The 13072-nt window shown below is 69.8% G+C and carries 11 protein-coding genes; 6 read left to right on the forward strand and 5 right to left on the reverse strand.

The window, feature by feature from the left end; genetic code table 11:
• Positions 1-37 precede the first annotated feature (37 nt).
• On the reverse strand, positions 38-802 hold the full coding sequence (locus BZY54_RS32915) for a GntR family transcriptional regulator (protein ID WP_086728983.1): 765 nt from the start codon (positions 800-802) through the stop codon (positions 38-40).
• A gap of 476 nt (positions 803-1278) precedes the next feature.
• Between BZY54_RS32915 and BZY54_RS32920 the strand changes: the two genes are divergently transcribed.
• From BZY54_RS32920 to BZY54_RS32935, 4 genes are all read left to right on the forward strand, one after another.
• Complete coding sequence (locus BZY54_RS32920) at positions 1279-2562, forward strand: extracellular solute-binding protein (protein WP_086728984.1); 1284 nt, start codon at positions 1279-1281, stop codon at positions 2560-2562.
• A gap of 125 nt (positions 2563-2687) precedes the next feature.
• Complete coding sequence (locus BZY54_RS32925) at positions 2688-3674, forward strand: carbohydrate ABC transporter permease (protein ID WP_086728985.1); 987 nt, start codon at positions 2688-2690, stop codon at positions 3672-3674.
• Positions 3675-3697: 23 nt separating this feature from the next.
• The gene (locus BZY54_RS32930) at positions 3698-4552 is read left to right on the forward strand and encodes a carbohydrate ABC transporter permease (protein ID WP_086728992.1); all 855 of its coding nucleotides are present in this window, start codon (positions 3698-3700) and stop codon (positions 4550-4552) included.
• A gap of 9 nt (positions 4553-4561) precedes the next feature.
• On the forward strand, positions 4562-6103 hold the full coding sequence (locus BZY54_RS32935) for a glycoside hydrolase family 3 protein (protein ID WP_086728986.1): 1542 nt from the start codon (positions 4562-4564) through the stop codon (positions 6101-6103).
• 464 nt (positions 6104-6567) lie between these two features.
• Here the strand turns inward: BZY54_RS32935 and nagB are convergent, their stop codons facing one another.
• Together nagB and BZY54_RS32945 are read right to left on the reverse strand one after the other, a co-directional pair.
• On the reverse strand, positions 6568-7353 hold the full coding sequence (nagB, locus tag BZY54_RS32940) for a glucosamine-6-phosphate deaminase (RefSeq protein ID WP_086728987.1): 786 nt from the start codon (positions 7351-7353) through the stop codon (positions 6568-6570).
• 158 nt (positions 7354-7511) lie between these two features.
• Positions 7512-8324, reverse strand: coding sequence for an SDR family oxidoreductase (locus BZY54_RS32945; protein WP_086728988.1), 813 nt, complete (start codon positions 8322-8324; stop codon positions 7512-7514).
• A gap of 93 nt (positions 8325-8417) precedes the next feature.
• Between BZY54_RS32945 and BZY54_RS32950 the strand changes: the two genes are divergently transcribed.
• Both BZY54_RS32950 and BZY54_RS32955 read left to right on the forward strand, forming a co-directional pair.
• Positions 8418-9068: a TetR/AcrR family transcriptional regulator gene (locus BZY54_RS32950; RefSeq protein WP_086728989.1), complete on the forward strand. Its 651-nt coding sequence runs from the start codon at positions 8418-8420 to the stop codon at positions 9066-9068.
• A gap of 467 nt (positions 9069-9535) precedes the next feature.
• Positions 9536-11002 carry a sensor histidine kinase gene (locus tag BZY54_RS32955; protein ID WP_167414110.1) on the forward strand — a complete coding sequence of 489 codons (1467 nt, stop codon included), beginning with the start codon at positions 9536-9538 and terminating at the stop codon, positions 11000-11002.
• A gap of 316 nt (positions 11003-11318) precedes the next feature.
• Here the strand turns inward: BZY54_RS32955 and BZY54_RS32960 are convergent, their stop codons facing one another.
• Together BZY54_RS32960 and BZY54_RS32965 are read right to left on the reverse strand one after the other, a co-directional pair.
• Entirely contained in the window at positions 11319-11576 is a 258-nt protein-coding gene (locus tag BZY54_RS32960) for a WhiB family transcriptional regulator (RefSeq protein WP_016639615.1), read from the reverse strand.
• Positions 11577-11897: 321 nt separating this feature from the next.
• Positions 11898-12866, reverse strand: coding sequence for a diacylglycerol/lipid kinase family protein (locus tag BZY54_RS32965; protein ID WP_086728991.1), 969 nt, complete (start codon positions 12864-12866; stop codon positions 11898-11900).
• Between the last annotated feature and the right edge of the window lie 206 nt (positions 12867-13072).

Genomic DNA, 13072 nt, shown 5'->3' on the forward strand with positions numbered 1-13072 from the left:
CCCCCGGACCCCCGGCTGACCCCCATTTGCCCCGGTTTCAGTCCGCAGGCCGCTTGAGCCGTGCGACGAACTTGTAGCGGTCCCCGCGGTAGACGGAGCGCACCCACTCCACCGGCTGGCCCGTCCGGTCCAGCGAGTGCCGGGAGAGCAGCAGCATCGGCAGGCCCACGTCGGTGCCGAGCAGGCCCGCCTCGCGCGGGGTGGCCAGGGAGGTCTCGATGGTCTCCTCTGCCTCGGCGAGATGGACGTCGTAGACCTCGGCGAGGGCGGTGTAGAGGGAGGTGTACTTCACCAGGCTGCGGCGCAGCGCCGGGAAGCGCTTGGCCGACAGGTGGGTGGTCTCGATGGCCATGGGCTCGCCGTTGGCCATGCGCAGCCGCTCGATGCGCAGCACGCGTCCGCCGGCGGTGATGTCGAGCAGCTCCGCGAGGCGGTCGTCGGCGGTGATGTAGCCGATGTCGAGCAGTTGCGAGGTCGGCTCCAGGCCCTGGGCGCGCATGTCCTCCGTGTAGGAGGTCAGTTGCAGCGCCTGGGAGACCTTCGGCTTGGCGACGAACGTGCCCTTGCCCTGAATGCGCTCCAGCCGACCTTCGACGACCAGTTCCTGCAGCGCCTGGCGCACGGTGGTGCGCGAGGTGTCGAACTCGGCCGCCAGCGTCCGCTCGGGCGGTACCGGCGTCCCGGGCGCCTGCGTCTGGGTCATGTCGAGCAGGTGCTTCTTCAGGCGGTAGTACTTGGGCACGCGCGCGGTACGGACGGTCGCCCCACCCTCGTTCTCCGCACTGCTGACGTCGGTGCTCATGCTCTGCCTTCCCGGCTCCAGTGCCGAAGCGACCGACATCCCCATCGGCCACGGCTCACATCGTGGCACGGCTTCGTGTGTCGGGTGGCCACCCGCACGCTCCGTGATCTCCTCTGTATACCGTCGTGACCCCGTATGGTCTAGTCCACCTTCCCGTTCGGTGCGACGGTGGTTCACGCGAACTGGCGTACGCGGAGCGGGATGTGGCCCCGGGTGGTTCCCCGGTGGTCCAGGGGAACGGAGGCGTCCGTTTGACCGCATGAGCAATGAAAGGTCCCTGCATATCGCGGTCCCATAACGGACCACCTGAGCGGGTCGGCGCACCCTTGACAGCCCTATTGGTCTGGGCCAAGCTCCCCGTACTGGTCTACACCATTGGTCCAGGTCCCGGCCCCATGGGCGGTGTGCGCTGACGCTCGACCGTCGCTCAACCGCGGGGAGGCAGGGGGGTTTGTGGCATCCCTGAGGAGGGTGGCGTGAAGCGCAAGCTGGTTGCCGCGATCGGTATCGCGGGCATGATGGTCTCCATCGCGGCGTGCGGGAGTGACAAGAAGGACGGGGGCTCGGACAAGGGGGCGGACGCCAAGGAGCTGACCGTCTGGCTCACCGTCGACGCGCAGAACAACTGGCCGGAGCTGGTCAAGGCGGCCGACGACGCGGTGACGAAGAAGCACCCCGGCCTGAAGATCAAGCACGAGTACTACGGCTGGCCGGACAAGAACACCAAGCTGGACGCGGTCCTCGCCACCGACAAGGCCCCCGACGTGGTCGAGATGGGCAACACGGAGATGCTCGGCTACATGGTCAAGGGGGCCTTCGCCCCGGTCGACCCGGCGAAGTTCGACAACTCCTCCGCCTGGCTCGACGGCCTCAAGGCCTCCGTGACCTACGACGGCAAGACCTACGGCGTCCCCTACTACGCGGGCGGCCGTGTCGCCAACTGGCGCAAGGACGTCTTCGCCGCGGCCGGGGTCAAGTCGACGCCGAAGACCTACCAGGAGCTCACCGCCGACCTGGACAAGGTCCAGAAGAAGCAGGGCGGCAAGTTCAACGCCTGGTACCAGCCCACCCGCGACTGGTACGCGGCCATGTCCTTCGTCTACGACGCCGGCGGCTCCATCGCCAAGCAGGACGGCGGCCAGTGGAAGGCCAACCTCTCCTCGCCCGAGTCGATCAAGGGCCTGACCGAGTTCAAGAACGTCGTCGACAAGTACATGCACGGCGACAAGACCAAGGACGAGTCCGACCGCTATATCGTCTACGGCCAGGGCAAGTCCGGCATGATCTTCGGTGCCGCCTGGGAGGGCGCGACCGCCGCCGACCCGAAGAACGACAAGACCGGCAAGCTCAAGGACAACCTCGAGAACTTCGTGATGCCCGGCCCGTCCGGCAAGAACATGCCGGTCTTCCTGGGCGGCAGCGACCTCGCCGTCCCGGTGAAGTCCAAGGCCCAGGGCCTCGCCGCCGAGTGGATCAACGCCTTCACCGGCCCCTCCGGTCAGAAGGGCCTGATCGGCAAGGGCAACCTGCCGAACAACAAGACGGACCTCGCGACGCTGAAGAGCGACCCGCAGACCGCCGTCCCGGCCACCGCGGCCGAGTCCAACTGGTTCGTCCCGATGGCCCCGGGCTGGGGCCAGGTCGAGAAGGCCCAGGTGCTGCAGACCATGCTGCAGAACATCGGCACCGGCAAGAAGTCGGTCCAGGACGCCGCCAAGGAGGCGGACGCCGCGATCGACAAGGTCATCAACACCAAGTGACCGGCGCAGGGTCCCGTCACCGGCGGGGCCCTGCTTCTCGCACGGCCGCGCAGTGGGTTCGGCTCCCGCGCGGCCGTGCAGGGCTATGCCTCCGTACGACCTGAGGGACCGCTGAGGAGCGCGCGATGAGTGCCGCAGACACGACCACCCCTGCCAAGGTGCCGCCACCGCGGCAGGCGCCGCCACCGGCCGGCCCGGGCCGGCCACGCAGACAGCGGACGCCGGGCGGGGCCGCGACCCCCTGGCTGCTGCTCGCGCCGTGCCTGCTGATCCTGGTCCTCGTCATGGCCTATCCCCTGGTGCGGCTGGTCACACTGTCCTTCCAGAAGTTCGGCCAGCCGCAGCTGTGGGGCTTCCAGTCGCCCGACTGGGTCGGCTTCGGCAACTTCACGGGTGTGCTCGGCGACGGCGAGTTCTGGGCGGTGGTCGTGCGCACGATCGTCTTCGCCGTCGGCTGCGTCGTCCTGACGATGGTCGCCGGCATGGCGCTCGCACTGCTGCTGCAGCGGGTCTCCGGATGGATGAAGACCCTGATCAACATCGTGCTGGTGGCCAGCTGGGGCATGCCCGTCATCGTGGCCACCACCGTCTTCAAGTGGCTCTTCGACTCCGACTACGGCGTCTTCAACGCCCTGCTCAGCAAGCTGCCGGGGGTCGACATGGTCGGCCACAACTGGTTCGCCAGCGGTCCCGAGGGTCTGGCCGTGATCACGCTGCTGGTGGTGTGGGGCGCGGTGCCCTTCGTGGTCATCACGCTCAGTGCGGGCCTGACCCAGGTGCCCAAGGAACTGGAGGAGGCCGCCCGGCTGGACGGCGCGGGCGGCTGGGGCGTCTTCCGACACGTCACCCTGCCCATCCTCAAGCCGATCATCGTGATGCTCACGACCCTGTCGGTGATCTGGGACATGGGCGTCTTCCCGCAGGTGTTCGTCATGCGCAACGGCCACCCCGAGGCGGAGTTCCAGATCCTCAACACCTACTCCTACGACCGCGCCTTCGTGGTCAACGACTACGCGCAGGGCTCGGCGATCGCCCTGATCACCGTGTTGCTGCTGCTGGGCGTGGTCGCCGTCTACATGCGTCAGATGCTGCAGATCGGAGAAGTCGAATGAGCAGCATGAGCAGCATGAGCAGCATGAGCGGCACGAGCACCGCTGCCGCTCCAGCCCGCCGCCGGACGTCGAAGCTCGGCTGGAACCTGCTCGGCCTCGTCGTCTTCCTCGTCGCCGGCTTCCCCCTCTACTGGATGCTCAACACGGCGTTCAAGCCGGCCAAGGACGCCATCGACCCGGACCCGAGCCTGCTGCCGACCGGCATCACGCTGGGCAACTTCCGCCGCGCGCTGGACATCTCCGACTTCTGGGGCCCGGTCGGCCGCAGCCTCGTCGTGTCGTTGTCCGTGGTGGTGATCGGCATGGCCGTCGGCCTGCTGGCCGCGCTCGCCATCTCCCGCTTCGTCTTCCGCGGCCGCAAGATCGTGATCGTGGGCATCCTGGCGGTGCAGATGGTGCCGCTGGTCGCCATGATCATCCCGGTCTTCCTGCTGCTGAACGACCTGGGTCAGTACGACAAGCTCACCGGCCTGATCATCACGTACCTGACCTTCATCCTCCCCTTCACGGTGTGGACGCTGCGCGGCTTCATCGTCAACATCCCCCGGGAACTGGAGGAGGCGGCCATGGTCGACGGCTGTTCCCGCACCGGCGCCTTCGTCCGGGTGGTCTTCCCGCTGCTGGCCCCCGGCATGGTCGCCACCTCGGTCTACGGCTTCATCCAGGCCTGGAACGAGTACCTGTACGCCCTGATGCTGCTGAGCCAGGAACACCAGACCGCTACTGTCTGGCTCGGCAACTTCACCACCAAGCACGGCACCGAGTACGCCCCGATGATGGCCGGAGCCACCATGATGGCCGTGCCCATCGTCGTCCTGTTCCTCCTCGTCCAGCGCAAGATGGCCGCGGGCCTGACCGCGGGCGCCGTGAAGGGATAACGCCACCCGATGACGACATTCGCCAGCGGTACCGCTGCGTCCAACTCGGAGAACGACAGCCTGTCGCGCGACGCGCTGACCGTCCTCCAGCCCGGCTTCACCGGAACCACCGCCCCCGACTGGCTGCTGCGGCGCCTCGGCGAGGGCCTCGCCTCGGTCGGCCTGTTCGGCCGCAACATCGCCTCGCGCGAACAACTGGCAGCCCTGACCGCCCAGCTGCGCGCAGAGCGCGAGGACGTCCTGGTCGCCATCGACGAGGAGGGCGGCGACGTCACCCGCCTGGAGGTGCGCACGGGTTCCAGCTTCCCCGGCAACCACGCACTCGGCGCGGTGGACGACGTGGAGCTGACCCGGGCCGTGGCCCACGAACTCGGCAGGCGGCTCGCCGAGTGCGGGGTCAACTTCAACTGGGCTCCCTCGGCCGACGTCAACTCCAACCCCGACAACCCGGTCATCGGTGTCCGCTCCTTCGGCGCCTCCACCGACCTGGCCGCCCGGCACACCGCCGCCTACGTCACCGGGCTGCAGGCAGCGGGCGTCGCCGCCTGCACCAAACACTTCCCCGGACACGGCGACACCGCGGTCGACTCCCACCACGCGCTGCCCCGCATCGACGTGGACACCGATGTGCTCCAGGCGCGCGAACTGGCCCCGTTCCGCGCGGCGATCGCCGCCGGCACCAAGGCCGTGATGAGCGCTCACATCCTGGTCCCCGCTCTGGACCGGGACCGCCCGGGAACCCTCTCCCACCGTGTACTGACCGAACTGCTGCGCGGCGAGCTGGGGTACGAGGGCCTGATCGTCACCGACGGCATGGAGATGCGGGCCATCGCGGACACCTACGGCATCGAGCGGGGCAGCGTCCTCGCCATCGCCGCCGGCGCCGACGCGATCTGCGTGGGCGGCGGCCTCGCGGACGACGAGATCGTCCGCAGCCTGCGGGACGCCCTGGTCGCGGCGGTGCGCTCCGGCGAACTCCCCGAGGAACGGCTCGCGGACGCGGCCGAACGCGTGCGCTCCCTGGCCCGCTGGACCACGACCGCCGCGGAAGCGGAGCGGGACGCGGGCGCGGGATCGGCCGGCTCGGCCGCGGCACAGGCCGCCGACCCCGAGGTCGGGCTGCGGGCCGCCCGCCGTGCGCTGCGGACCACCGTCACGGAGCCCTTCACCCCGCTCACCGAGCCGCCCTACGTCGCCGCCCTGACCCCCGTCGCCAACATCGCGGTCGGCGAAGAGACCCCGTGGGGCGTGGCCGGGGAGCTCTTCCGCCTCCTGCCGGGCACGGAGACGGGCAGCTTCGCCGGTGACGACGCGGGACGTGCGGTCCTCGAGGCGGCCGGCGCCCGGCGAGTGGTGGCCGTCGTCCGCGACGAGCACCGCCACCCCTGGATGGCGACCGCTCTCGACACCCTGCTCAAGGCCCGCCCGGACACGATCGTCGTCGAGATGGGCGTCCCTCAGGCGACCCCCCGCGGAGCCCTCCACATCGCCACCCACGGTGCCGCCCGCGTCTGCGGCCGGGCGGCGGCAGAGGTCATCGCGGGCGCATGACCGGACACCACCGCGACCCGTGACAGCGTTGTCGCGGTGGTGGCTCCGACTCCGGCCCCGCCGTACCTCGACGGGGGACCCGTCGCTGCGGGGCCCCTGGGGGAGGGCACCGCTGCCGCGCCCCGATCGGAGAGCGGGTCGTGCCGCGGCCCGACACGGGCCGGTCATGTCGCACCCCGACACGGGCCGGTCATGTCGCACCCCGACACGGGCCGGTCATGTCGCACCCCGACACGGCCGGTCATGTCGCACCCCGACACGGGCCGGTCGTGCCGCGCCCCGACACGGGCCGGTCGTGCCGCGCCCCGAAGGGCCCGTTATGCCCCACCCCGACAGTGCCGGTCGTGCCGCACCCCGACACCCGTCCGGCGCAGCCACGCACACACCGGTTCCCATGACGAAGGCGCTGGCCGCCCCCTCCGAGGCGGCCGGCGCCTTCACGCTTCGTGCGGCGCGGGAGCGGGCTAGATGCCCTGCCACTCCGGCTTGTTGGCGTAGGTGTGACGGAAGTAGTCGGCGAGCTTCAGCTTGGCGGCGGCGGGCTCGTCGACGACCACCGTGGCGTGCGGGTGCAGTTGCAGGGCGGAGGCCGGGCAGACGGCGGCGACCGGTCCCTCGACGGTCGCGGCCACCGCGTCGGCCTTGCCCTCGCCGGTGGCCAGGAGCACAAGGTGCCGCGCCTCCAGGATCGTGCCGATGCCCTGGGTGATGACGTGGTGCGGCACCTGGTCGACGTCGCCGTCGAAGAAGCGCGCGTTGTCCACACGGGTCTGCTCGGTCAGCGTCTTGATCCGCGTCCGAGAGGCGAGCGAGGAGCAGGGCTCGTTGAAGCCGATGTGCCCGTCGGTCCCGATGCCCAGCAGCTGCAGGTCCACACCACCGGACTCGGCCAGCAGCCTGTCGTACGCCTCGCACGCCGCCTGCACGTCCTCGGCGGTGCCGTCGGGGCCCAGGAAGGCCTCCATCCCGATGCCGAGCGGCTCCAGCACCTCCCGGCGCAGGACGGAGCGGTAGGACTCGGGGTGGTCGGCAGGCAGCCCCACGTACTCGTCGAGCTGGGCGATCCGGGCCCGTGAGGCGTCCACGGCACCGGTGCGCACCTTGGCCGCCAGCGCCTCGTAGATGGGCAGCGGAGTGGAACCCGTGGCCACGCCGAGCACGGCGTCGGGCTTCCGTCGCAGCAGCTGCGCCATGGCCTCGGCGATGAGCTCGCCGCCCGCTCTGGCGTCCGGAACGATGACAACTTCCACGGTGGGCCTGCCGATCTGAGGAGAGCCGAGAAGAGGACTGGACCCGGTAACGAGGGGTCATGTGGTTTAGACCAATCTAGCAGAATGGCCCCTCGTGACGCTCTCGGCGCGGCCGTGGTCAGAGGGCGCGGCCGCCACTCCCGGACACCGGTTCGTCCCTATGTCAGTGAACCTCCCGTCGCATCCACCCAGCTCCCCGTGACCCACCGTCCGGCGTCCGAGACGAGGAACGCCACCACGTCCGCCACGTCGGCCGGCGAGCCCACTCCGCCGAGGGCCGATATCGCCGCCGCCTCGGCCCAGCCGCCGGGCGTTCCGTGCAGCAGTTGGGCCGTGTTGTCCGTGTCGATGATTCCCGGAGCCACCGAGTTGACCGTGATCCCGCGCGGCCCCAGCACTTTCGACAGGTCCCGGGTGAAGACGTCCAGGGCGCCCTTGGTCATCGCGTAGGCCACCTTGTCCGGCATGACGGCGGTGCGGGCGAGGCCGGAGGAGATGTTGACGACCCGGCCGCCGTCGCGCAGCCGCTCCAGGCCGTGCCGGACGACGAAGAAGGGTGCCTTCACGTTGACCGCGAAGACCTGGTCGTACTCCTGCTCGTCGATCTCCTCGATCGGTGAGGCCGTGCCGATCCCCGCGTTGTTCACCAGGATGTCCAGGCCGTCCGCGTGCCGGTCGAACGCTTCCCACAGTGCCTCGGCGTCCCCGGCCCGCCCCAGCTCGACGCCGATCGCGAACGCCGATCCGCCCGCCTCCTCGATCGCGGCGACCGTCTCCTTCGCCGCCGCCTCGTTCCTGCCGTAGTGCACGGCGACCCGTGCCCCGTCCCGCGCCAGCCGCTCCGCCACGCCCCGCCCGATACCCCGGCTCGCGCCCGTGACCAGTGCCGTCCTGCCCGCGAGCGCACCCGTGCCCCCGCCCGCTTCCTCGCTCGTACCCGGATGAGTGCCGGTGCGCAGGTCCGTAGGCATGTCAACGCCCTCGCATTTCTCTAGCGGTCGCTACAAAAAGACCGTACAACAGGCGGCTGTCATTTCTCTAGTGGCCGCTATAAAATCACGCCCATGGTGGTGAAGCGGGAGCCGAAAGAGCAGGTCGCGGCGGGCGAGCGGGGGGATTCCGGGACGCGGAGGCGCGGCCGTCCGCGTTCCTTCGACCGGGCGACCGCGCTGGAGAAGGCGCTACTCGCCTTCTGGGAGCACGGGTACGAGGCCACCTCCGTCTCCGACCTCACCCGCGTCATGGGCATCGGCGCCCCGAGCCTGTACGCGGCCTTCGGCGACAAGCAGGCGCTCTTCGCCGAAGTCGTGCGCGAGTACGGCGAGCGCTACGGCGCCTTCGGCGACCGCGCCCTGGCCGAGGAGCCCACAGCCCGGGCCGCCGTGAAGCGGATGCTGCGCGAGGCCGCCGTCGAGTACACCGACCCGGGCCACCCGCACGGCTGCCTGGTCATCCACGCCGCGACCAACTGCACGACCCCCGAGGTGGAGGAGTTGCTGCGCGAACGACGCAACGCCAACATCGCCGCCTTCGAGAGCCGTATAAGGGCCGATGTGGCCGTGGGGGAGCTGCCCCCGGACACCGAGGCCGGCGCGCTCGCCCGGTATGTCGGGGCGCTGATCCAGGGCATGTCCCAGCAGGCGCGCGACGGCGCGAGCCGCGAGGAGCTGGAGGCGCTCGCGGAAATCGCCATGGCCATCTGGCCCCGTGGCTGAGCCGGGCGGGCTAGGCTGCATCCCGGTGGGGGGCGGGAGGCTCCGTCCGCCATCCGGTCGACCGAGCCCGTCGCGGCGCGGCCGGCCGATGAAAATACGACAACGAACTCCTTCCCGGGCGTGGACAGGCACAAGTGGTCTAGTCCACAATCGAGGGGAAGTCGAACAGCGGAACGCGCGGCACCGACCGCGCAGGATGTGCACGCATGAACCTCCGTCTTCCCCGCACAGGAGGACGGACCGAGGAACCGGTGCTCTCTGCCCTGACTGCCCCGGCTCCTCATCCTTCGGCCGACCGGGACCGCACACCCCACGGCCGATACTGCTCCGGGCTGCGGTGCCGGGAGGGTTGAGGGTCCCTCTCAGGCGCCGCGGCCCGCGGGTGTCTTCGGGGCCTGCGGGGCCGTTCACCGTCGTACATTTCAGGACCGTACAAACGCCCGGGTACGCTCGCAGACGTGCCCTCCATGAACGAACTCGTACGCCAGCACACCGCCCTCGACGACTCCGACCTCGAGTGGCTCCACCTGCTGGTCTCGGAGTGGCAGCTGCTCTCCGACCTCTCCTTCGCCGACCTGGTCCTGTGGGTTCCCACCCTGGACGGCACCCGCTACGTCTCCGTCGCCCAGATGCGGCCCAACACCGGCCCGACCTCCTACCAGGACGACATGGTCGGCCACCTCGTCCCGCGGGGCCGCCGCCCGATGCTGGACGCGGCGCTCGACGAGGGCCGGATCGTGCGGGAGGGCGACCCGGAGTGGCGGGAGGAGGTCCCGGTCCGCGTCGAGTCGATCCCGGTTCGCCGCGAGGGGCGCGTCCTCGGCGTCATCGCGCGCAACACCAACCTGCTCACCGTGCGCACCCCGAGCCGGCTGGAGCTGACGTATCTGCAGAGCGCCTCCGACCTGGCGCAGATGATCGCGGCCGGCTCCTTCCCGTTCCCGGACCAGCAGGTCGACATGGACGCCTCGCCGCGGGTCGGCGACGGGCTGATCCGGCTGGACGTCGACGGCATCGTCCAGTACGCCTCGCCGAACGCTCTGTCCGCGTACCACCGCCTCGGGCTCGCCGCCGACCTCGTCGGCCAGCACCTCGGCGAGACCACGGCCGAACTCGCTCCGTCCCGGGCCCCGGTGGACGAAGCGCTGGTGAAACTGGCCAGTGGCTGGGCGCCCCGCGAGTTCGAGATCGAGGCCCATGACGGTGTGATCCAGTTCCGGGCGATCCCGCTCAAGCCCAAGGGCACCCGCATCGGTTCGCTGGTCCTCCTCCGGGACGTCACCGAACTGCGCCGCCGTGAACGCGAGTTGATCACCAAGGACGCCACCATCCGGGAGATCCACCACCGGGTCAAGAACAACCTCCAGACCGTCGCGGCCCTGCTCCGGCTCCAGGCCCGGCGCATAGAGTCCGAGCGCGGCCGGGAGGCCCTGGAGGAGGCCGTGCGCCGGGTCGGGTCGATCGCGATCGTGCACGAGACGCTCTCCCAGAACCTGGACGAGCGCGTGGAGTTCGACGAGATCGCCGACCGGGTGCTGGCGATGGTGGCCGAGATCTCGCCGGGCAAGGTCACCGGCCGGCGCAGCGGCCGGTTCGGGATTCTGGACGCCGAGGTCGCCACACCGCTGTCGATGGTGCTGACCGAGGTCCTGCAGAACGCCCTGGAGCACGGCTTCCGTGAGGGCGACAGCGGCACGGTCGAGGTCTCCGCGGTGCGCGGCGGCACCACGCGCGAGGCCCGGCTGCTGGTCACCGTCCAGGACGACGGCGTGGGCCTGCCCGAGGACTTCGACCCGCACCGCTCCGGCAACCTCGGGTTGCAGATCGTACGCACCCTGGTCGAGGGGGAGTTGGGCGGCTCCTTCGACATGGTGCCCGCTCCGGAGCGGGGCACGCGTGTGATCCTCGACATCCCGGTCCGAGCGAACAAGTAGCCCCCGTCGGCGTGCAAGTAACCGGGTCGGCACCCGAGCGGCTCCGTTCCGTCGGCACACAAGGAGCCCAAGTGGCCGACGGGCGGCGGTGTTTCGGGTGGCTTGCGCGGACTGCCCGCTGTGCGGCCGTGCACAGCAAAGAGCCCCGGACCCTGAGGTCCGGGGCTAGTCGCTCGTGCTGCCCATCTCGATGGGGTACCCCCTGCTCGGAGAGCCCGGGGGAGCATCGGGGTACTGCGCGCTGCGGCTCGGGGGCGGGAGATGCGTACTCGCTGTACGCGCCGCCAAGCTCAGGCTGTCAGCGGGGTGGCTGTGGTCAGGCGGAGGCCTGACGGGCCCGGTTGCGGGCGGCGCGGCGCTTCATGGCGCGGCGCTCGTCCTCGCTGAGACCACCCCAGACGCCGGAGTCCTGGCCGGACTCGAGCGCCCACTGCAGGCACTGCTCCATGACGGGGCAGCGACGGCAGACGGCCTTGGCTTCCTCGATCTGCAGCAGCGCAGGACCGGTGTTGCCGATGGGGAAGAAGAGCTCGGGGTCTTCCTCGCGGCAAACGGCGTTGTGACGCCAGTCCATGGCTGCTACCTCTCCTTGGTATTACGTGCAAGTTGCTTGTGAATGTGAACGCTTTCACGAATCCCTCAACAAGTGAAGGGCCGACCGCCAGGTTTCCCCGACGTGGTCCTGTGATTTGAAGAGGGGTTCCGGTGATCTTCTGGGGCCCGGTGTGGTGGGCCGTCCCGATCGCCACGTAGAGACTCGCAAACCTCGGCGGCGGATACAACCCCTTCCGGAAAGTTTTTTTTGATTCCTCGGTGTCGACTAGGTCACAGCCGTACTTCCATGGGGTGGATCCTGGCCTAAACGTTCGAGTGAAAGGACTTTGGCCTCTTCCACTCACACAATCACACGCAGTGCACGGCGTACGCCTGTGAACGTCACGCTTGTACGCAGTCCCAGGTGGTCACCGTCCATCTGCAGGGGCAGCGGCACCTTCGAATGCAAGGTGAAGCGGCTCAGGTCGTGCAGTGAGACGGCATGCCGGCCCTGCGGTCCGCGCTCCGGGGACGAAGTGAGCAACTGGGTGCCATACCGGGCAACCGCGGCCGTGGACAGACGGCTGAGACCGAGCACGTCGAGTCCCGTGTCGAACGAGGCCTTAGGGGACGTATACATCGGGCGATTGCCCAGGTACGTCCACGGTGAGGTGTTCGACACTATGGCCACCACCAGATCGCCGACCGGTTCCTCGCCGGGCTGTTCGAGCGAGATGGCACCGTGGCGGCGGTTGGGCTCGCCGAGGAACTGGCGGACCACCTGCCGTACGTACAGCGCGTGCGTGGACTTCTTGCCGCGCTCCCGCTGCTGTTCGACGCGCCCGACCACGCCCGCGTCGAAGCCGAGGCCGGCGTTGAAGGTGAACCAGCGCTCGGGGACGGCCGCATCGTCGGTGCCGGGAGTCCCGGACGCGAGGCCCAGGCCGACCGTGCGCTCGCTGCCGTGGCGCAGGGCGTCCAGGATCGCTCCGGTGGCCTCCACGGCGTCGTTGGGCAGACCCAGGGCGCGGGCGAAGACGTTGGTGGAGCCGCCGGGCACCACGGCGAGACGCGGCAGGTGCTGGGGATCGGGGCCCCGGTGCAGGAGGCCGTTGACGACCTCGTTGACCGTGCCGTCGCCACCGAGGGCCACGACCAGGTCGACGTCCTCGCTGTCCGCGGCCTGCCGGCCAAGGTCGCGCGCGTGGCCGCGGTACTCGGTGGTGACCGCTTCCAGTTTCATCTCGCTGGCGAGTGCGTGGATCAGGACATCGCGCGTACGTGCGCTTGTGGTGGTTGCCGCCGGATTGACCACGAGAAGTGCACGCATGGGTTGCAGCGTACCTACTGGGTAGTACTCGGCCCAGGCCGAGGTAGGGATCGGGTAAGAGATCCGGGCGTGAGCCTGGCCACGAGGGGCGTGAGCCTGGACACGGCGGCCCGTGCCGCGAGGGCTACCCTTCATGGCGTGAGCAGTCAGCAGAACCCCGCCCCCGAGACCACGAACCCCGCCGGCCCTGTCTCTTATACACCTCT

It is taken from the genome of Streptomyces carpinensis (assembly GCF_002154505.1).
GTDB classification, from domain to species: Bacteria; Actinomycetota; Actinomycetes; order Streptomycetales; family Streptomycetaceae; genus Streptomyces; species Streptomyces carpinensis.